Below are 20,588 nucleotides of genomic sequence, written 5' to 3' on the forward strand. Positions count from 1 at the left end.
AGGTCGGCGTAGCGCTGGGTCTTCCCGCGACCGGAGTGACCCACAGGGACAAAAATCCTACGGGCCGTCAGCGAACAGAAGCGAAGGCCGATTTGCTACGGCCATCGCTAGTTGCCGAGGCGGTACATCGACCAAGGACTGATGATGGGAGTTAGATGCTCGCGATAAAGCCACACCAACAGGGAGAGGCTACTCATGCTGCGCGAAATCGTTACCTTGTTCAAGGGTAATGCCATTCACTTGCAACATTCAGTTTTATAAAAAATTTACGAATAATTATCTAAAGTTTGATGAGCTTACTAAATATCTTCCAGTGATTGGAATGCCACACTAAAACGCTTTGAAACAATTCTGAGATGTCATCATGAAGCCATACGTAAACGCATGGGCTGCAGCAGCAGCCATTAGTCTGTGCTCGCTATTTGCCGTTTGCTCCCCGGCTCGTGCAGGGAGTGCTGATTTCGTAATGGACGTGAACTCTGGTCGAGTTTTAGAGAGCCACAACGCGGATGTGTTGAATCACCCAGCATCTCTTACAAAGATGATGACCCTCTATCTGACATTCGAGGCGCTTCACGACAGTCGACTGACGTGGGATCAGGCGATTCCCATGACTAAAAACGGCGCCAACACCATTCCCACGAAACTCGGTGTTCCCGCCGGCAAAATGTTCACTGTGCGTGAAGCGGTTTTAGGTATGATCATTAAGTCTGCAAATGACGCTGCCGAGGCAATGGGTGATTACCTCGGAGGATCACAAGCACAATTTGCGGAGATTATGACGCGCAAGGCTCGTCAGCTGGGGATGACGCGAACGACATTCCGCAACGCCTCGGGCCTGCCTGACGGGCGGCAGGTAACAACTGCACGAGACATGGCGACCCTCGCTGTCGCATTAATGCGGGACTATCCCAAGGAGTACGCACTCTTCTCCGAGCGGTCTTTCATGTTTCGGGGACGAAAGATTACCGGACACAACAATTTGATGTACCGCTATAAGGGCATGGACGGTATTAAAACCGGCTACACCAACGCTTCCGGTTTCAACCTTGTCAGCGCGGTGAACGACCGAGGGAGGCATGTCGTCGGAGTTGTTCTGGGTGGTAAAACCGCTCGCAGCCGTGACGATCGAATGGCTGCGCTACTGGACAAAAACATATCCCTCGCAACGAGCCGCAGCGGGACACAAATCGCTGACGTCTCAATCGCAACAGGCTCATCCCTTCCAAAAGATAATGTTCCGATCTCGCCTGAGCGCACCGGCGCGATCGAAGTTGCTTCGGTCAGCAATGAGGTGACGAAGTCTATTCAAGGCTCCGCGGCAAACCGGACCGCAATCGCTCGCTCCGGCTGGGAGATCCAAATCGCCGCGTCCGAATCTGACGCCGCAGCACAACGCCTTCTGGCCAAGGCAAAATCAGAGGCTCTTACGGGATACAGAGAGATTTCGCCCTACACACAAAAGATCAACAACAACGCTGCGACGCTCTATCGAGCGAGATTTACTGGGTTCGATAGCAGGTCCTCAGCAATGTCCGCTTGTAAAACTCTGAAAAGCCGTTCCTATTTGTGCCTAGTGCTGCCCAGCAAAGGTTGACTGCTGGACGTTTACAGAGTGCCGTCAATCCCCTAGGTTTCTGTCTGGTCGAGGGCCGTCCCATAGCAATAACACCCCTTTGCCACGCTGAGCTTGCTAGGCAAGAGCTTCCGGCTGACCGACAACACGGACCAATGGCGTAGTTTGCAGAACCACGCTTTTTGGTTTCTGACCTGCCACCGCCAGGGCTCTAATCGCCGTTGGATGAAAGTTCAATGGCAGGTCATTTCCAGTGCGCTCGTATGCTTGGTGCGCACTCTTCCTTCTACCTAATTGTCGTCGTGGAGTTCCTTACTCGCGGTTCTTTGAGCCGGGGCGAGAACAATTCGATAGCTAGGTGCGGACAAAAAAACGCGATTGCGTTGCCGAAACCAGCAGTGCGACAGCTACGACAAAATCGTTGATCTGCCGGTTTACCGCCTGACTGATATTCGTACAATTGAACATTACGGCGCTGCAGCGACAAGGTCTTGCAACAATTTGACGAAATGGCTCGTCCTCACCCCCTTCGGGTTTTGAGCGGGATCGACAGTCTGTACGACCACGAGATGTTTTGACGGCACGATAGCAATCGCTTGGCCGCCATAACCGGACGCCAGGGCCGCACCGCGGCCGAATACATCGGGGTTCAACGTCCACCAAAGATATCCATACCCCATGCTACCGCGGTCTGTGGCAGAATAGGCGGTGGTTGACGCTCTAACCCAAGATGCAGGAATGACTTGCCGACCATTCCATCGACCTTCATCGAGAAAGAGTTGGCCGAAGCGCGCGGCGTCTCTGGCGGTGAGGCGAAACGGATATGCGGGGTGAATGGAATGCCGCTCGGATACATACGTGCCATCGTGCGCTGAGAAATCTTGCATGCCTATTGGCTGCGCGATCCGCTGCGCGAAGCTTTCAAAAATATCCTCACCGGTTTGCTGCCGATAGATCGTGCCGAGCACGTTGAAATCCCAGTTATTGTAGAACCAAAACTTGCCGGGTGCTCGGCTCCCCCGTTCCGGTCTGTTTCGCCGCATATCGCCGGTTTCATATGCGGCTGGATGGTAGATACCGGACCGCGCCATAAGCAGATCGCGCACCGTAGCCTCTTTTTCAGCTTCGGTCAGGGCCGGAGGTTTGTCGTCAATACCGAGATCGGCAAGTGTGCTGCCGAGATCAATTCGGCCTTCGGAAACCGCGATACCAAAGAGCGCACTGACCAAACTTTTACGGACGGACGCCACATTCACCTTGCGAGACACGTCGCCCCAGTTGGCGATCGCTCTGCCGTTCTGCACAACCATGACCGCGGTGGGATTCAGACTGGTCGCATAATCTCGTGCCGTCTGTAGCTTCTCGACGGACCAACCAGTAGATGCGGGATCGGCAGTTTGCCATGGCCGCGCAGTTGCAGAGGCGGTAAACAAAACCAGAAATAGCGATACTTGTAGATATCTCTTAACTATGACGCATCCCCATTGCGATGTTCCATGGCAGGAACGAGATTTTGCCAGTGGATAATATGCGAAGCAAGCGTAGTTCCGCCTAAAGTAGGAGTTTCATATCATAGGCCGTACGAATAGCTTCGGAGATAGTCCGAGCTTGCAGTCGTTGGCGTGCCTTCTTGATATGAAATGCAACGGCGCTGTCTGAAATACCGAGAATTGCAGCTGTGGCCTTCGCGCTTTTGCCATACGAGGCCCACATGAGGCATTGCACCTGTCGCTTCGTTAGGTTGATCGGCTGCGAAAGGATTGGTGCTGTCCGCTCACTATTCAACACCATACTTCCTAAACAGATGGCGACAGCGAGAAGGCCCAGGTATGGTTCAAGATCGAGATGAAAAGTTGCCGAGTCAGCAGCGAGAGTTAACATGCCAAACGCGTCGTAAGGAAGTTTGACGGGAACCGAGACGCCCGCCCGGATGCCAAACTCGGCCGCTTCGCGCATGATCTGAGCTTCCTCTTGCGACGTCGAAGAAAGCGATTCAAATGACCACTCGAACGGAGCCTGGGCTAGCCTTGCAATTTTTACTACCGGGTCAAAGCATATGTAGTTTTTCGCGAGATATCGCGTTACCCAAGGTTTAGGATATGACGATACGCCGTCGAGACGATATGGCGGTGCTACAACCGTGAACGCGAACAGATCAATGCCTAGAGAACTCGAAAATTGCCGGAAAGAGTTTTCTAATACGACGCGAGTTTTCGATGCGGCCACGCTATCGATTAGTTCTAGAAGCCGTTTTCTCATAGTACCTTCTGATTAGGACATTGAAGAAGCAGACCCAGTACATGCAAGGCTGGCAATACAGTGCAATCGTGCCAATTACGCAATCAAAAGTTGTTTATAAGCGGAACCACATTCCTCCTGCGGCGGGCGATGCGGTGTCGCCGGCACCCGTGCGGGCAAAGCGATGAAACGGTTGGAATGCTCCGGCGCGCCAGGCCGATTTTTGGCTGAGCAGAGACAGTTGCGACCTGATCATCAGCGTATAGGCCCGCCCGCCTCTGCTCAGTGGTGGCCCGGCGGTTACGCCTTGAACGAGTCCGTTCCAGGCCATGCCTTGTCCCTCTCCGATTTCCAGCGACACGTTGGTAAGCGTTGCGATCAGTCTTCTGGGGTCGATCTCGCCATCTTTGGCTCGCACATCCACCCGTAATTCGCACAATTCGCTGATGCCAGCCTGATAATCGAGGCGTTCGGCGAAAAGCACATCGGTTCCCAAAACCGTTTCAATCCGGATAATGCGATCGACCTGCGAAAAACCTTCGTTCGTCAGCGTGTCATCAAGTTCGTCAAGCGCCATTGCAGCGTGCCCTTCTTGAATTTCACAACGTAGGATCAGCAAAGCTTGATTTACGATGCAAGTACTACAAGCATACGACGCAATCAAAGATAGATGGCATATTGGAAAATCAAGGGCGCATGGACGAAGATTGCGTGGGTCAACAGCTCGGCTTGATTGCAATGAAAGCGCGAATTATAACTCTGGAGATAGTATCCATATCTATGCGCTCAGGCGCCTGCCGCCTCGGGTAGCATATCAGTCGCACCTCTAAGGATAGCACCTACGGATGTCCTGAAGCTGCTTTGGCTCAAACACATGACTATCGTGATACGGTCATGCACACTTTGCCTCCGGCAACCCTGAGAGAGAGACGGCAAACTGCTTGAGACGTGACAATATCAGTGGCATATCCGGTGTCTATAAAGCGCACGATCCTCAGCCGCGATGGGTCGCCTATCTTTCCTCTCTCGATAGAGTGCGCGGACAAAGGACTACTCGGTTTCTAGATATCGCGACAAAAAAGCAAAAACCTCCGCCATCAGAAAACGGCAGGAATGGCTTGCGGACATTCCGTCAGCTCTCCGCACGGCTAACGATGAGGCCGATGCGGTCGCGCGATAGTAGTTCCCCGATCGGCTCAACCACATTCCGAGGGTCACGAGTAGTCATTTGATGCCATCGGAGGCAATCGATGAAATCCTTGCAAGTCCGCATTCGACAGTAAAAGTGCCAGATATTCGACGCTATCGCGCCGGGCTTCTATGCGGATTGCGCCAGTCTCCAGAATCCGCGTCCGGCTGTGCTCCGCTCGACCGTGAACGATCGCGTAAAGATCAGACATCGAAAGGTAGCGTTCATCGGCCGGCCGCTCGAACCACTTGGAGGATATGCGCCCTACTCTGTCGCCACGCCTTGAATCCAGCTTATATCCACCGACGCGGTCTTCAGCGGGAATCAGAATTTTGGTGTGGGACATGGATCACTCCATGACGGGCGCCGGGAGCCTCTCTCCCAACCCTCAACCCGTCACGGAAACTCTGTCGGCCCTCTCACTCTCGATAAGACGGTGACGACTTTGCCGCGGTTCGCTGACCTGTCTGAACATTCGAATTCATCGGTATTGCCGAACTGCTCTTCTCCTTACCGGAGCTGTACCTCGCAAATGTTCTGCGCGGGCCGATTGCCGATCGGGTAGAAGATTCTATCCCTTCCTTGGTGGCAAAAGTAGAGTGCAATTGTTCAGGGTGAACGATCAAGCCTCAAGCCTGTCCAGGTACCACATGCCGATGCGCTGCCGTCAGTTGGCCTTGCCGTCACTCGCAGAGCTCCGCTCCCCGAAGTAGCTCCATCTCCTCCAATTCTTTCTGAAGTCCGACAGCCAAACCAAGTCAACCGACGTCGATAACATGCGGCTCTTGATAGGAATCGAACCGCTAGGTCTGCATAGCGGGTAATATTCAAAATTTTCAAAGGTTTGCAGCGACGACATAGGATCAAATACAAGATGTGCTGAGGCAAATGCTCGATATCCGCGATTTCCCCAGTCTAACACCTTGGAAGCAAAAACTCTTGGCTGCTGCCAAACAGAATTGGCTTTACTCGTCCTGCGCAATTTGGCCCATCAACGCAGCGATCTGCATCGCATCGACACCGCGCTGGGCGAACTGCTCAACGAGACTGCGGACGAGCATTTCCACTGCATCGATGGATTGCAAAGAGGCCACCCCACTCCCCAACCTGCCGGCAAGCGCTGCAGCGATTTTTGCGCTGACGCGCTCTGCCGCTTGACGGGACGGGTCGGTCTGCACATGAGCGTAAATTGCAGTAGAACGCGGATTCTCATGTCCCAAGATCGCGCCGGTGAGCGCCAGCGCCTCACCCGTCGAGGTGGCGGTCGACCCCATCGTATGCCGGAGTGTGTGGGGCGTAACGCCGGGCAGCTCCGCCTTGGTGATCGCCTTGCTCCACATCGTCTTGATGCCCTGATAATGCCCGTCACCGCGTTCGGCTGGGAAGACGAAATCCGAGCCGTCGATCTTATCGATACTCTTGAGCAGGGCGACGGCAGCAGCTCCGAGCGGGCGCAGTGACTTGCCGGTCTTGCTGTCGCCAAGAATCAGCAGGCCCTCATCCGCATGAAACTCGGACCAGCGCAATCCGGCGATTTCATCGCGGCGGCAGCCGGTGAGCGCCCATAGGCGAGCGATGTTGACGGCTTTGGGGTTCACACCCTCGGCTTCGAGTTCATCCAGGGCAGCGCCCAGACGAGTGATTTCCTCAAGCGTTAGATAGCGCTCGCTCCGATTGTCGGTCTTGCGAACCGCCGCCGTTTCGCAAGGGTTGCGCTTCACGATCTCGCTGCGCTGTGCGAAGCTGAAAACGGCCGATAGGTCTCGCACCACCTTGCGGGCGGCGCCATCACCGCCGCGAACGATAATCCGCTTGCGCGGGCCAACCTTCTCGTCCTTGGCGGTCTTCCCGGCCGTCACATCGGCGACGAAGCGCTCGATGTCGCCTGGGTTGATCTCGGGCGCCCGGCGCGTCCCGAGCAGTGGAACGACATGATTACGGAGCCGCGCGAGCGTGTAAGCTTTGGTTTTGGGCTTCATCGGCTCGCCCTGACGCTTACCCCGCTGAATGACGCACCCCTCTTTTTCGTAGAGGTCGACGAGCGCCGTCATGGTCATTTCGCGCCGCTTGGCCTGCAGCTCGCTTGCCGGATCGGCACCGGCGGCGACGCTGCCGAGCTTGATCTTGGCGATCTTACGAGCCTGATCAGGGGTGAGCGGTCCGAACCGGCCAATGACCAGCCAACGCTGCGTCGCTGAGCGGCCGCCGCCATTGGCGCGGTATTTGATCATAAAGGTCTTCACGCCGGAGGGCTCGACACGCAAGGCGAAGCCTGCCAGCTCGCTGTCCCAGAGATGGTAGCGCTTCGCCTGTTTCTCGGCGGCGTCGACGACCTTTTTGGTCAACGCCACACCTGCCCGCTTGACCATTTTGTTCGCCTCCGTCCACGCTTTCTGGATACCACCGAGATACCACGGAAAGCGGAAATTCTCGGACTACCCTAGCGTTGACACGGCGGCGCTGTCAATATAACACATTGATATTGTGATATTTTTCGTATTTTAGGATATCATGGCGTAAGGCATATGTGACCTTGCCAAGGTTGGGGTCGAGGGTTCGAATCCCTTCGCCCGCTCCAGTTTTCCAGTCTTTCTCTGATATGAAGAAGCCACGGCTCAGGCTGAAGGCTGGTTTTTGGCCGAAAAGCCGGGTTTCTACACTTCTATTTCCCTTGCTTGCATCTATGCCGTGTCCAGCACGCCTGGGGTCTCAAATCAGTCTCATTTGCCGTCCAGGTCTGCGCATCGGATAGACGGACGAAACGCGGTAGCCGCTCGCATGAAAAGCATGAAGACAAAGATTTCCCTGCTGATTGCGATCCTGTCGCTTTTGCCCGTTCCCGCACTCGCCCATCCGCATATCTTCATCGATGCCAAGTTCGAGGTCGTCTCCGCGCCTGACGGCTCGATCAGCGAGTTGCGCAATGTCTGGAGCTTCGACGAGGTCTTCACCTCTTCCGTTCTCATGGATTTCGGCAAGGCCGGGGATCAGGCGCTGAGCGCGAGCGAGCTCAAGGCCGTGGGCAAGACGGTGAAGGATTCGCTGGCGCAATACGGTTACTACACGAACGTCACCAGCAACGGCAAAACAGTGCCGATGGCCAAGCCGGATGCGATAGAGGCCGACTACAAGGATGGTTCGCTGACCCTGACCTTCTCGCTGAAGCCGGAACAGAAGACCTTCCTCAAGGGAACCACCATCTTCGGGATCTACGACAAGACGCTCTATACGGCGGTCGATTTCGCCACCGACAACGATATGACCACGTCGGGACCGGCCTTCGGCCGCTGCAAGCGCAAGGTGGTCAGGCCCAATCCCAAGGAAGTCATGGCGGAAAACCAGGCCGCGCTGACCAGCATGTTCTTCAGCGATCCCAAGGGCACGGACTATTCGCTGCTTGTGGCGACGCGGCTGGAAGTCCAGTGCTGATACCAGGCCCGGAAAGAGCGCCCCTCATTTGAAAGGCGGAGCATCGTCTCGCGCCGATCGCTCGCCATTTGGGACAAGCGATATATAGCGGCGGGCGATGATCCAGCAGGCGAGCGCCCAGGTCGCGCCGGCGCACCAGCCACCGAGAACGTCGGTGGGGTAGTGGACACCCAGATAGATCCGGCTCGCGCCGATCATCAATGTCAAAAGGATGCCGGCCGCGACGGTGAAAACGCGCGTCGAACGATAGGTTCGCGTGCCTGAGATCAGCGCGGCAAGGGTCAGATAGGTCACGGCCGACACCATCGCATGGCCGCTCGGAAAGCTCAGATCGTGGACCTCGACCAGATGCGGCACGATATCCGGCCGCGGCCGCGCAACGCCGACCTTCAGGGCCGCGCTCAGCGCCCAGCCGCCGAGCACCGAAGCAAGGATGAACAAGGCGATGGCACGCTTCCGGTCGAGCAGCAGATAGATCGTCACCAGCGTCGTCATCAGCGCGAGCACCGTCGTCCCGCCGAGGCTTGTGACGTCCTTGACGGCATGGGTCAGCCAACCCGGCCCGATCGGAACAGAAAGATTGCCGGGCTGGCGAAGCGCCAGCAGGATCGCCTCGTCGAAACCCTTCGTACTGCCTTCGAGGACTTCTCCCGTCAGGTAGATGAACAGAAGAATTCCGCCCGAAAGCGCGGCGAACATCACAAGCAGCAAGGGCTCGTAGCGGTTCAACCATCCAGGGATACCCGATATGCCTAACGGCCGATCCTTCATGCGCTAATACCTGCCCTTGCCTGTTCTTACGTCGCTTCGTCCACGATCGAAGCCCGATACCGGACAAAGCCTATCTAGGAATAGAACTCGCAGGTTCCAACCGATGAAAGCCGGGACGATATGTTAAGTGGCACGTGCGCTTCAGGTTCGTGACATAAAATGTCTCTATCGTAACGGGAATTTATGGCAGTCGCTGCGGTAGCCACGACGGTATGTGGCTGGCTTTACTTTCTGCCGAGGGGTGGTTCATGGGGCGTTAGCAATGAATGGAAGGCGAGCCGCGCCTTTGTTTCCACAAGCAATGCAGAAGCGTTCAGGCCACAGGCTAGACGCCGTGTTTGCTTTCAAACTTTCCGCTATTTTCCAAGCCGCGAGCTGTGCTAGTAGTGCTGCAGGGGCGATCAGGCATCAGGTGTTGTCAGAGTGTTAAATGTTGGGACATCTTTCTCCGCCCGGCTGTCTGCGTTGGCCGGAACGGGGCTGCTGGCAGCGTCTATAGTCGGCATGTTTCCCGCCTCTTCCAGAGCGGACGATACCCCTGCTAAATCCTCATCCAGTACTTGGGTCGTGACGCTTGGGGCAACCGTGGAATACGGACCGAGCTATGAGGGATCGAAGCACTATACCTTCGGCGCCCTGCCCTCCTTCGACGTCCACCGCCTCGGCGAGGCCACGGAATACAGCGCTCCGGACGACAATTTCGACTTTCAGCTTTTCGATCTCGGAGGCCTCGAAATCGGCCCTGTGGTCGGCTTGAGGGATGACCGCTTCGATCTCAATGATCTGCATCTGCAAAGTCAGCGCAGAGTGCGCTGGAATTTCGACGCGGGCGGCTTCGCCCAATATTGGCTGATGGAAAATCGGCTGCGGTTCCGCACGGAAATACGCCAGTCGCTTTGGGGTGGCGATGGTCTGGTCGGTGATTTCGCTCTCGACTGGTTCCAGCCGCTCGGAGACAAATGGCTTCTGTCTGCCGGCCCTCGCCTGTCGATGGCAAATTCAGTGTATATGCGCACCAACTTTGGCATCTCGGAGAATGAAGCTGCGAGACATGGCCATATCAATGCCTTCGATGCCGGCGCCGGCGTAAAGTCGGTCGGCTTCACCGTGGCTGCGACCTACACGATCTCCCCGGAATGGAGCGTACAGGTCTATGAGAAATATAACCGCCTGGTAGGCGATGCCGCCGACAGCCCGATCACCTCGCGCTTCGGCTCACCCGACCAGAACATCATTGGCTTCACGCTGAACAGAACCTTCAACATCAACTTTTGAGGCGCTCTTCGCCTCATTCTCGGCGATGTAGTTGCGCGTCAGCGGGATGATGTCGTTGCGCTTGGCGATCTGGATCTGGAAAACGACGAGATCCTCGTAGCGGAAAGCGGCCTCCGCCGTCGAAAGATAATATTCCCACATCCGGCAGAAACGCTCGTCGTAAAGCTTGGCGGCATCGTCCCAGCGCGCCATGAAGCGCTCCCGCCACGCCTCGAGCGTCTTGGCATAATGCAGCCGCAGCACTTCGACATCGGTGATGGCAAGTCCCGCCGCCTCGATCTCAGGCACGATTTCGGAGAGTGCCGGAATATAACCGCCCGGAAAGATGTATTTGTCGAGCCACGGCGTGGTGAAGCCGGGGGTCGCCGAGCAGCCGATGGTGTGCAGCACCATGATGCCGTCATCCTCGAGCAGCTCCGCACACTTGCGGAAAAAGGTGCGATAGGATGCCAGTCCGACATGCTCGAACATGCCGACAGAGACGATCCTGTCGAAGCGGCCGGTCAGGCTGCGGTAGTCCCTCAGTGCGAACTGAACCTCGGCCGGCGTTCCCCCGGCCATGTCCGTGACGCGCTTCGAAGCATATTCATGCTGCTCCTCGGAGAGAGTGACGCCGAGCACATAGCCGCCCGGTGCCTGCTCCGCCACATGCAGCGCCAAACCGCCCCAGCCGCAGCCGATGTCGAGAATGCTGTTGTTCGGCCCGATCAGCAGTTTGGCGGCGAGATGGCGTTTCTTGGCAAGCTGTGCGTCATCGAGCGATTGGTCCGCATGCTCGAAATAGGCGCAGGAATATTGCCGGTCCGGGTCGAGGAAGAGCTCGTAGAGCCGGCCATCGAGGTCGTAGTGATGCGCGACATTGGCCTTAGAGCGCCCAGGCAGATTGCGGTGGCGGAAAATCCGCAGCTTCGTCCTGAGGTGATCGATGATGCGGGCAATAAGGGGATGCGTGGTGTTCTGCCCCTCCCTCAGCATCATCGCCACGAAGTCGTAGAGTGTGCCCTGCTCGACGATGAAGCGGCCATCCATGAAGAGTTCGCCAAGCCGCTTGTCGGCATCGATGAGGAGCGCCCATTCGGCGCGGTCGTCGGTGAAGCGAACATGAACCGGCTCACCGGTGCCATCGCCGAAGGTCAGCACGCGGCCGCTTGCCGTCGTCACGCTCAACGCGCCGCGCGTCACGATGGAAGAGAGTGCCCGCTTCACGCACCAGTCGACAAGGCTGGAGAAAATGGCGGGGGTTTTGCCCTTTGGGCGGTTGTCAGCTTGCATGTTGGGCATCACCTATCCTTGCCGGTCCCCGTACGCAGTTCCTCCTGCTTCGGCTCCAATTCCAATTCCTCATGGTGCGCTTTCGTCTCGACACCCGCGCCTGCAATCAACCAGACGCCCGTCAGGATCAAGCCGCTGCCGACCATCTGCAGGGCGACGACCCGCTCGCCGAAGACGAACCAGCCGGTCGCGACGATCAGCACATAGCTGATGCCCGTAAGCGGAAAGGCACGGCTGAGATCGAGCTCGGCCAGCACATTCATCCAGATGAAGAAGCCGACGATCTCGACGGCGATCGCCATCAATATCCATGGAGAGGAAAGGGCCTGCCACAGCCAGACCTGCATGCCCGCATCGTGCAAGTGCCCGGCACCAAGCTTGATAAGGACTTGGTACAGGGTGCTCAACACGGGCACGGCGAGCCAGAAAAAACGTATACTAGGCATTACGCATCCGCCTCGTCTGTCGAGAACAGCGGCGATACCAGTCGCAGCACACTCTGAAGCAAAGGATTGCGATGGTGGAAATACATCGCATTGGCGGTCAGCTTGCTGCCGAGCCGCAGCTTGTTTTCATAATGGGCCTGCCCGCTCTGATAACGGCTGAGGCCGTTCTCCAGGCAATAGCGCAGGTTGGTAAACCAGCTGATGAAATAGAGATTGTAGGGTCGACCCTTTTCCCCATCCATGCAGAAGAACTTGTCGATGGCCACGCGCCCGTCATGCACGATCAGATTGGCAGCAAGCAGCTTGTCCCCGACGAAATAGAAGGCGCAGAAGGAGCGGCCGGGCATATGGCCGAGAATGCCCTGGAAATAGGCTGGCGTCAGTTCCTCGAACTGCAATTCGCTGCGGTTGCGCGTGTCGTGATAGAGCGCCATCACCTCGGGCAGGAATTCGCCGAAATCCGTCCGCATCTCGACCCTGACCTGGTCGAAGGATTTCATCTTGCGGCGCATGTCCTTGCGAGTACCGGCCGAAAGCCTGGCAAGATACTCATCGATCGTCTTGAAATCGATGTCGAGCCAGGCCGTCGGAAGGCCGCCGATCGAGGCATAGCCGCGCGCACCAAGCAGATCGCCGAACTCCGCCGAAGCCTGCTCCGGAATATCCTTGAGACCGATCAGCGCACAACGCTCCGTCGCAGCGACCTGCTCGAAGAAGGACAGCATCTCCGTCAGCAGTACGCGACGACGCTCGCGCGAGATGTCGGGATGAAAACCGATGGCGCCCGTTTCCGTGCAGGGCGATCCGAGGCATGCAAGGCGCAGCTTCAGGAAACCGGGAAAGCGGCGCTGGATGCTGCGCACGAACCGGCGCAGGAACCCCTCATCCAGCGTCGTATCGAGAGCGTAGAGGCAGAGAAAGGCCGGCATGGCGGCGCTCACACGCCCACCTTCCGTAAGGGTGATATAGCGCCATTCGAACCCTTCGAGGCCAGCTTCCTCGATCGCTAGCAGGCAATCATAGTCTTCGACATCATTCGGAAAGCACGCATTCCATGCGTCGCGGCCGATGGCGCGAATGCTGAAGTGAACTTCGGCCACCGGATCATCGATCGACTGCGGCACGATTTTAAGCAGCGGCTGCGACATGACGCGCCTCGAAGAAGTCGGCCGTGAAATCGGCCACTTGCCGATGCTGCCGGTCGACATGGATCATGTGATAGCTGTCCGTGATCCATTTCAGCTCATGCGGAGCACCGATATGCTCGGAAATATAGCGGGCATGCTTCGGGCTGGCGAGATCGTCGTCCTCGGCATGCAGGATCAGCGTCGGCGTCTGCATCTGCGGCAGCATGTTCCGAAGCGTCTTGCCCAGCCGATGCATCTCGACCAGACCCTTGCCGGGGAATTTTTCCAGAACCCCTTCGCTCGCCATGCCTTCGATCAGCCGGCGCATGCGCTCGTCCTTGATCCCGAGCGAGGTCGTCTCGCTGAAGCTCAGCCGATCAAGGAACGGAACGCGCGACAGCCAGCCGATCTGCGAGGCCAGCAGCGGATAGTAGAAGGGAACGTCCCAGCCGTCATAGCTGAAGCAGGGGGAGTAGATTGCGACGGCACTGATGGTCTTCTGCTGTTCGGCAGCCAGCATGGCGAGCTTGCCGCCGACGCAGATACCGGCGGCGAAGACCTCCTGCGTTCTGGATGCCAGCAGCTCCGATGCCTCGACGACCGAGGCGAGCCAGTCTTCCCAGCGGGTCTGGCGCAAGGTCTTCGCATCGACGCCGTGGCCGGCCAGCAGCGGCGCATAGACGCTATAGCCCTTACGGTTCAAGTGCCGAGCCACCAGCTTCATTTCGGCGGGCGCGCCCGTGAGGCCGTGGACCAGAAGGACGCCTTTGCCATTTGAGCCCTCCATGAAGAAGCTCAATTCATCAGCTTTCATGAGATAGCTCCGACTGCCGGTTTTCCTTGGCCATGAAGCCAAGCGCATGGCAGGTGCTGATCACATGCGTGCCGTTCTTTTCCTGCTCTTCCTTGATCTGATCATGCAGCGCCGGAAGCTTCGTCCAGTGGGTGCGCGGACGATAGTGATGCTCGGCGTGATAACCGTTGCCGAACCACAGCCAGTTATAGAAAGGCTGATGGCTGGAAACACCCCAGGCAATCGGCTCGTCCGGATCACCGTTCAGGTGCTCGTAATAGCCGTTCAGCGAAGACAGGCAATTGCCGATATAGTAGAACGGCACGAAGAACAGCACCGCCTTCCAGTCGTAGATCAGCGCGATCGCGGCAAGCCCCAGGAAGAAATAGAGCTCGAACCGTCCCCAGGCGGCATCGAACGGGCGGTTGCGGGCGATGGCCTTGTGAATATCACCGAGGCTGTCACGGAAGAAGCTCAGGAACGTATAGGACCAGACGTTTTCCGGTTGGCCGTCACGGCCGTAGCGATAGATCGACAGCATGTCGATCGTCTCGCCCTTTTCGTTCGGACGGTCGCTATTGCCGGAATGATGGCGCATGTGCACCCAGTGATAATAGGTCTGCGAAAAACCGATCGCGACCGATTCCAGCAGGCTGAAGCCGTAGTTCATCCAGCGCGGCTTGAAATAGGGTGTGTGGATGAAATTGTGCGATATGCTGTTGATGTTCCAGGAGATCGAAACGGCATAGAGGCAGCCGAGAACGGCCGAGAGCCAAAGCGGCCGGCTTTCGAAGCCGACGATCAGATAGACGTCGAAGGCGAGATGGGCGACGGCGGCAAGAACTGGTGCTAGGTCCCATCGGGTGTGCGCAAAGATTTTCATAGTCCTGTAACTCCCACGCAAACCACACCGGCGGTGACGAGAAACACGCCCGTCGCGTGGCGCAGGTTGATGTTTTCCTTGAAGATGATGGCACCGGCGAGCACGATGACGACATAGCTCATCGCCATCAGCGGGAAGGCGATGGTCAGAGGCACATGCTCCAGAACGGCCGTCCAGGCGATAAGCTCAATGGCCCAGAGCAGAATGCCGAGCCAGGTGATCGGTTTGGCCAGCGCCGAAAGAGGCGCGTTCTCGCTGGCCGATTGCTTGAAGCAGACCTCGCGGGCAGTCTCCGCGACGATGCAGAATACTATGAGCCCAAGCATGGAAAGTGTCAGGCTGCCGGTCATTGCATATACTCCGCCAGCACCTCCAGCAGGGCGTGATTGGCCGCGCTGTTGATGTTCCTCATTGTTTCGGCACCCTGTCGCATGCGCGGCTGATCGATGAAGATCTCCGCGCGCTTCATGAACTGTGTCCGAAGACTGCCAGCATAACTCGGAGTTGAATAATCCCCAATGACATCCGCGCCGATGATGCGGTGGCGGCTGCCGATTTCGCTGATCAGAGCCAGGAGATAAGGCAGTCGCATACGGCCCTGATCCCAATTGGTAACGGCATCGTCGGCGGCGAGCACGTCCTTGTCTATCGTGACGTAGACCGCCTCGGTGCGAATGCGGCTAAGCATATGGTCGATGAAATTTTCCTCGCCGATTTCGACGATCGATTTCCAGTGCAGCGCGCCTCTTTCCTGCCGATAGCTGGCACCGGTGCCGTAATCGGCCGCCACGCGGCTCGGCGGATGTTCGTAAGGATAGAGTTCCAGCTTGCCGTCGCCGAGCCAGTGTAGATTGGCTCCCTTGCGCTCCGGACTGCGAAGATCATGGCTGCAGACGCCGATCGTGAGGACCTTCTGGATGCTGGGGTTGGCAAGCGCGCGATTGACCCAAGAGCCGCAATGCATGCCGCCGTCGAATTTGACCCAATCCGGATGATTGTCGAAGTGGATCAGTGTGACCGCACCGGATTGTCTTTCGAGTGCGCCGTCGAGCAGCAAGGCCGTGACATGATGGAAATCGCCGGAACCCATGAAGCACAATTGCGGGTCCTTGCCGGTCGTCGGCCTGTTCTTGACGATCTCGCGGTTGAGATCGTCAAGGGCGCCCTGCTTGCTCCACAGCCGAACCTGCGACCCGGCATTCTTGCCGAAATACTGGTGCGCGCCGGCAAATTTGCAGGCGCGCACGAAATCAGGCTGCAACTCCAAAGCATCATCGAGATGAAGAAGCAGCAGTTGCACGGTCTTATCTCCGGGCAGCGCGCGTCAGAAGCTGATCGAGCAGGGCAAGCGCCAGATCGATCTCTTCGCGGGTGATGAGCAGGTTCGGAGCAAACGTGATGACGTTCTTGTGGTAGCCGCCGACGTCGAGCACGAGACCGTAGGTCTTGCCGCCCACCTGAAGGTCGCCCTTCATGCCTTCGTCGCACATCCAGTCCATCGTCGCCTTGTCCGGCGTGTAGCTGTCGTCCTTGCAGATTTCCATGCGCAGGGCGAGGCCCAGGCCATCGACTTCGCCGACGATGGCGTGGCGCTTCTGCAGCTGCTTCAGCCCATCGAGGAAATGCGCGCCCTTTTCCATGATCGCGGCGCCGAAATCCTGCTCTTCCAGCATCTTCATCGTTTCGAGCGCAACGGCAGTGCCCATCGGATTGCTGGCGAAGGTCGAATGCGTGGAGCCGGGCGGGAATACGGTCGGGTTGATCATCTCTTCGCGAGCCCAGACGCCCGAAAGCGGGTTGAGGCCGTTGGTGATTGCCTTGCCGAAGACCAGCGCATCCGGCGAAACGCCGAAATGCTCGATCGACCAGAGCTTGCCCGTGCGGTAGACGCCCATCTGGATTTCGTCGACGACGAGCAGGATGCCGTGATCGTCAAGCACCTTCTTCAGTTCGACGAAGAAGTTCATCGGCGGAATGACGTAGCCGCCGGTGCCCTGGATCGGCTCGATGTAGAAGGCGGCATATTCGGACTTGCCGGCCTTCGGGTCCCAGACGCCGTTATATTCGCTCTCGAACAGGCGGGCGAACTTCTGGACGCAATAATGTCCGTATTCTTCCTTCGACATGCCCTTCGGGCCGCGGAAATAATAGGGGAATTCGACGAACTGGGCGCGATCGCCGAAATGGCCGTAGCGGCGGCGATAGCGATAGCTCGAGGTGATTGCCGAAGCGCCGAGCGTGCGGCCGTGATAGCCACCTTCGAAGGCGAACATCAGGCTCTTGCCGCCGGTGTAATTGCGCACGAGCTTCAGCGAATCTTCAACGGCCTGCGAGCCGCCGACGTTGAAGTGAACGCGGCCCTTGTGACCGAACTTGCGCTCGGCATCCTGGGCGATCATCGCGGCAAGCTCCACCTTCTCGCGGTGCAGATATTGCGATGCGACCTGCGGCAGCCGATCGAGCTGGCGATGGGCAGCCTCGTTCAGGCGCTCGTTGCGATAGCCGAAATTGACGGCGGAGTACCACATCTGCAGATCGAGGAACGGCGTTCCGGTCCGATCGTAGACGTAGGAACCTTCGCATTCCTCGAAGAACTTGGGCTTGTCGGTGTAGTGAACCGTGTCGCCATGCGAGCAATAGAGCTCTTCGAGGGCGCGCAATTCTTCTTCGGAGCGGACGGAATCGGTCTCGCCGCTGAAGGCTTCGGCTGCATTCGTTTTCATTCAATGCCTCTTGGTCTAGTTTACGCTGTCTTGAAATGCGGCAGCGTACGGGAGCGTCGTTCGACGCTCGGGAGAACGGCTTCCATCTTTGGAAGCAGATCGGAAAAGTCTTCGAAACCGACATACGGAATGCCGTTTTCCTCGCAGTAGTCGACAAGCTTGGACTTGGCGAAAACGAGATCGACCTTGTCGGAAACGCAGAAGTCGCTTCGCCCGTCGCCGATGTAGACCTGCAGGTCGTTGCTATCGACAACGCGGCATTTGCAGACACCGGCACCGGATACGCAGCCGGTTGCAGTAAACGGCGGAAACAGCGAATAGGACTCACGGCCCTGCGAAACGCTGCAGGTCAGCACATTGGCAACTATCGGCAGACCCTCGATGCCGTGGCGCGCCAGGATGCGGCGGATGAAATAGTCCACACCATCGCTGACGATCGTGACAGGCAATTCGTCGCGGCGGCAAAAGGACAGAAAACTCTCGAAGCCCGGATCGATCGACAGCGTGTCCAGAAACAGATCGAGCTCGCCCCGGTTTGCCTGGATGAGAGCAATCTGCCGACGCATGCATTCGCCGGAGCCGATCAGCCCCTGCTTCCACAGCTGTTCGATATCTTCCCACTCAGCACCGGCGAAACGGGTTAGCACCATATCCGTCGCGTCTTCGATGGATATGGTTCCATCAAAATCGCAAAACACCTGCATGAAATACCCTTTCGCCTTATCCTAAGTTGCGTCTAACAACCTCAGATGAGCCGGGTATGAGCGGAAAATGATGCGAAAATGAAAAACGACGAGACGTTGTATTTTTAACTCAACGGCAATCTTAGATCGACCTGAAGACCATTGCCCAAACGTGAAGTAGAAAGATCAACCATTGCCGAAAGTCGGTCCGCCGTATCTGCAACGATAGCGAGACCAAGGCCGGCCCCTTCCGTGTGAAGCGTGTTGAGGCGATAGAAGCGCTGGAACACCGCTTCCCGCTCATGCGGCGGAATGCCGGGGCCGCTGTCGCTGATCGAAATGCGGCCGAAACCATCCTCCGAAGCGATCGAAACTTTGATTTCCCCACCGACAGGCGTGTATTTGATGGCGTTGTCGAGCAGATTGGTGACCAGCATCCGCAGCAGCGACTCGTCGGTCTTGACCTGGATTGCCTCATCCCCCTCCAGCACCACGTCGAGTTCGCGGCTGGTGATGATGTTGCCTAATTCGGCAATGAGCGACGCCATCCAGTGGTAAAGCGTAATCTCCGTCAGATTGAGGGGATGGTGGCTGACCCTGGCGAGCCGCAGCAGCTGCTCGATCAGATGGATAGTGCGGTTGTTGCTGGAAACGAGGTCGGAAATGATCGCCTGCCGCTCATGGTCGCTATCGCTATGTTCCAGCATCCGCAAAAGCAGCTTCACGCTTGCCTGCGGCGTGCGCAGCTGATGCGCGGCAAGGTCGGAAAAGCGCCGCTCCAGCGTCAGCGACTGGCCGAGCTTTTCGAGCAGCTGGTTGATCGACCGGCCAAGCGGCAACAGATCGCGCGGCAGTTCTTCGACGGGGATGGCTGAGAGATCATCCGGCGACCGGGTACGAATCTGCCGCACCAGCCCGTGAATCGTGCGCAGACCGCTATTGATGCCGAGCCAGATGAGGAAGCCGATGACGGGCACCAGCATCAGCAGCGGAAAGAACAGATTGAGGAGAATATTGGAAACGAGCGTTTCGCGAAGCGCGATCTTTTCGCCAAGCTCGATCACGATGGTCGTATTCGGGATCGGCAGCGAATAGACGCGCCACTCGTCCCCGCCATAGGTCAGTGTGGTGAAGCCGACCTTCTGCTGCGGCACGTCTGAGAGAAAGGCCGTGCTGCTGTAGAAGCGGATATTGCCATCGACCCAGGCACGAAACATGTGCGCATCGGCATAGTCATCGGCGTCTTCATTGAAGGCCAGCTGATTGTCCATGGTGAAGTCGATATCGTCGATCTGCTTTGCCGCATGGTCCGGATTCTTCTCCAGCGGACGGCGCAGCAGGCTCCAGATCACATTCGCGTCGTCGATGAGCTGGGCATCGTAGATATTGTTGATCTCCCGCGTCGCGCTGTTGAAGGCGAAAGCGGCGATCACGACGATCGTCACGACGACGACCGGCGCAATACGGAGAAATAGCTTGCGGGTAAGCGTTGAATTGTTCATCGCTCGATCATATAGCCGACGCCGCGGATCGACTTGATGAAATCGGTGCCGAGCTTCTTGCGCAGATTGTAGATCGTCACTTCGATCGTATTGCTCTCGACGGTGTTTTCCGCGTCATAGAGCGCATATTCGATATCGTTCTTCGTCACGTAGCGGCCGCTGCGCTCCATCAGCAGCTTCAACAGATGGAATTCCTTAGCGGTGGTATGGACCTGCACGCTGCCCTTGCGCGCCACCATGGCCGAGGGATCGACCTCGACATCGCCGCAGCGGATGACGCTTTCGGTCCGCCCGTCGCGCCGGCGGATGAGCGCACGCAGCCGCGCCAGCAGCTCGTCGAGATCGAAAGGCTTGACCAAGTAATCGTCGGCGCCCTCATCGAGGCCTTCGACCTTCTGACGCACGGAGTCCATCGCCGTCAGCAAAAGTACGGGCACGGAATTACCCCGCTGGCGGATACGCCGCAGCACTTCCATGCCGCTCAGCTGCGGTAGATTGATATCGAGCACGATCGCTGCGAAATGCGAGCTCTCCGCAGCCTCCAGGCCGGATTCGCCATCGCGCATCCAGTCGACGCCATAGGCGTGCTTTTCCAGCGCCTTCTTCAGCGATGATCCGAGGATATTGTCGTCTTCAACAAGCAGAACGCGCACGACCGACCCCATTTAGTCGAATATTTCT

The 20,588-nt window shown here is 57.4% G+C and carries 20 protein-coding genes; 3 read left to right on the plus strand and 17 right to left on the minus strand.

Features of this window, described 5'->3' with window-relative positions; translation table 11 throughout:
* The first annotated feature begins 364 nt into the window (after window positions 1-364).
* Window positions 365-1,597 carry a D-alanyl-D-alanine carboxypeptidase gene (locus tag ABOK31_RS15340; protein WP_349956577.1) on the plus strand — a complete coding sequence of 411 codons (1,233 nt, stop codon included), beginning with the start codon at window positions 365-367 and terminating at the stop codon, window positions 1,595-1,597.
* Window positions 1,598-2,043: 446 nt separating this feature from the next.
* On the opposite strand, the gene ABOK31_RS15345 is transcribed toward ABOK31_RS15340, so the two are convergent.
* The 5 genes from ABOK31_RS15345 to ABOK31_RS15365 all read right to left on the minus strand — a co-directional run bounded on the left by ABOK31_RS15345 (window position 2,044) and on the right by ABOK31_RS15365 (window position 7,372).
* Window positions 2,044-2,886, minus strand: coding sequence for a serine hydrolase (locus ABOK31_RS15345; RefSeq protein ID WP_349956578.1), 843 nt, complete (start codon window positions 2,884-2,886; stop codon window positions 2,044-2,046).
* Window positions 2,887-3,127: 241 nt separating this feature from the next.
* Window positions 3,128-3,835 carry a LuxR family transcriptional regulator gene (locus ABOK31_RS15350; protein WP_349956579.1) on the minus strand — a complete coding sequence of 236 codons (708 nt, stop codon included), beginning with the start codon at window positions 3,833-3,835 and terminating at the stop codon, window positions 3,128-3,130.
* A gap of 94 nt (window positions 3,836-3,929) precedes the next feature.
* Window positions 3,930-4,391, minus strand: coding sequence for a contractile injection system protein, VgrG/Pvc8 family (locus ABOK31_RS15355; protein WP_349956580.1), 462 nt, complete (start codon window positions 4,389-4,391; stop codon window positions 3,930-3,932).
* Window positions 4,392-5,028: 637 nt separating this feature from the next.
* On the minus strand, window positions 5,029-5,349 hold the full coding sequence (locus ABOK31_RS15360) for a hypothetical protein (protein WP_349956581.1): 321 nt from the start codon (window positions 5,347-5,349) through the stop codon (window positions 5,029-5,031).
* A gap of 619 nt (window positions 5,350-5,968) precedes the next feature.
* The gene (locus tag ABOK31_RS15365) at window positions 5,969-7,372 is read right to left on the minus strand and encodes a site-specific integrase (protein ID WP_349956582.1); all 1,404 of its coding nucleotides are present in this window, start codon (window positions 7,370-7,372) and stop codon (window positions 5,969-5,971) included.
* Window positions 7,373-7,790: 418 nt separating this feature from the next.
* Between ABOK31_RS15365 and ABOK31_RS15370 the strand changes: the two genes are divergently transcribed.
* Entirely contained in the window at window positions 7,791-8,432 is a 642-nt protein-coding gene (locus ABOK31_RS15370) for a DUF1007 family protein (RefSeq protein ID WP_349956583.1), read from the plus strand.
* Between the two features lie 24 nt (window positions 8,433-8,456).
* Here the strand turns inward: ABOK31_RS15370 and ABOK31_RS15375 are convergent, their stop codons facing one another.
* Window positions 8,457-9,203, minus strand: coding sequence for a phosphatase PAP2 family protein (locus ABOK31_RS15375; RefSeq protein ID WP_349956584.1), 747 nt, complete (start codon window positions 9,201-9,203; stop codon window positions 8,457-8,459).
* Window positions 9,204-9,626: 423 nt separating this feature from the next.
* Here ABOK31_RS15375 and ABOK31_RS15380 point away from each other — a divergent pair, with 423 nt between their 5' ends.
* Window positions 9,627-10,478 (plus strand): MipA/OmpV family protein, encoded by an 852-nt coding sequence (locus ABOK31_RS15380; RefSeq protein ID WP_174178201.1) that lies wholly within the window; start codon window positions 9,627-9,629, stop codon window positions 10,476-10,478.
* On the opposite strand, the gene ABOK31_RS15385 is transcribed toward ABOK31_RS15380, so the two are convergent.
* From ABOK31_RS15385 to ABOK31_RS15435, 11 genes are all read right to left on the minus strand, one after another.
* Window positions 10,419-11,750, minus strand: coding sequence for a cyclopropane-fatty-acyl-phospholipid synthase family protein (locus tag ABOK31_RS15385; protein WP_349956585.1), 1,332 nt, complete (start codon window positions 11,748-11,750; stop codon window positions 10,419-10,421). The two genes, ABOK31_RS15380 and ABOK31_RS15385, sit on opposite strands and share 60 nt — an antisense overlap.
* A gap of 8 nt (window positions 11,751-11,758) precedes the next feature.
* Window positions 11,759-12,196 (minus strand): EamA family transporter, encoded by a 438-nt coding sequence (locus ABOK31_RS15390; protein ID WP_174178203.1) that lies wholly within the window; start codon window positions 12,194-12,196, stop codon window positions 11,759-11,761.
* Window positions 12,196-13,344, minus strand: coding sequence for a peptidogalycan biosysnthesis protein (locus ABOK31_RS15395; RefSeq protein ID WP_349956586.1), 1,149 nt, complete (start codon window positions 13,342-13,344; stop codon window positions 12,196-12,198). Before ABOK31_RS15395 ends, ABOK31_RS15390 begins: the two co-directional genes overlap by 1 nt.
* Window positions 13,325-14,137, minus strand: coding sequence for an alpha/beta fold hydrolase (locus ABOK31_RS15400; protein ID WP_349956587.1), 813 nt, complete (start codon window positions 14,135-14,137; stop codon window positions 13,325-13,327). Before ABOK31_RS15400 ends, ABOK31_RS15395 begins: the two co-directional genes overlap by 20 nt.
* Window positions 14,127-14,999, minus strand: a complete 873-nt coding sequence (locus tag ABOK31_RS15405; RefSeq protein ID WP_174178208.1) for a fatty acid desaturase — start codon at window positions 14,997-14,999, stop codon at window positions 14,127-14,129. Before ABOK31_RS15405 ends, ABOK31_RS15400 begins: the two co-directional genes overlap by 11 nt.
* A complete protein-coding gene (locus ABOK31_RS15410) occupies window positions 14,996-15,349 on the minus strand; it encodes an EamA family transporter (protein WP_349956588.1) in 354 nt (117 codons plus the stop codon). The genes ABOK31_RS15405 and ABOK31_RS15410 overlap by 4 nt, the downstream gene beginning before the upstream one ends.
* Complete coding sequence (locus ABOK31_RS15415) at window positions 15,346-16,299, minus strand: arginase family protein (protein WP_174178212.1); 954 nt, start codon at window positions 16,297-16,299, stop codon at window positions 15,346-15,348. The genes ABOK31_RS15410 and ABOK31_RS15415 overlap by 4 nt, the downstream gene beginning before the upstream one ends.
* Before the next feature lie 4 nt (window positions 16,300-16,303).
* Window positions 16,304-17,722 (minus strand): aminotransferase class III-fold pyridoxal phosphate-dependent enzyme, encoded by a 1,419-nt coding sequence (locus tag ABOK31_RS15420; protein ID WP_174178214.1) that lies wholly within the window; start codon window positions 17,720-17,722, stop codon window positions 16,304-16,306.
* A gap of 20 nt (window positions 17,723-17,742) precedes the next feature.
* Window positions 17,743-18,426 carry an MtnX-like HAD-IB family phosphatase gene (locus tag ABOK31_RS15425; RefSeq protein WP_174178216.1) on the minus strand — a complete coding sequence of 228 codons (684 nt, stop codon included), beginning with the start codon at window positions 18,424-18,426 and terminating at the stop codon, window positions 17,743-17,745.
* A gap of 104 nt (window positions 18,427-18,530) precedes the next feature.
* Complete coding sequence (locus ABOK31_RS15430) at window positions 18,531-19,907, minus strand: HAMP domain-containing sensor histidine kinase (protein ID WP_349956589.1); 1,377 nt, start codon at window positions 19,905-19,907, stop codon at window positions 18,531-18,533.
* Window positions 19,904-20,560: a response regulator gene (locus ABOK31_RS15435; protein WP_174178220.1), complete on the minus strand. Its 657-nt coding sequence runs from the start codon at window positions 20,558-20,560 to the stop codon at window positions 19,904-19,906. The genes ABOK31_RS15430 and ABOK31_RS15435 overlap by 4 nt, the downstream gene beginning before the upstream one ends.
* Window positions 20,561-20,588: the final 28 nt, after the last annotated feature.

This window comes from Rhizobium sp. ZPR4, from assembly GCF_040215725.1.
Lineage (GTDB): Bacteria > Pseudomonadota > Alphaproteobacteria > Rhizobiales > Rhizobiaceae > Rhizobium > Rhizobium rhizogenes_D.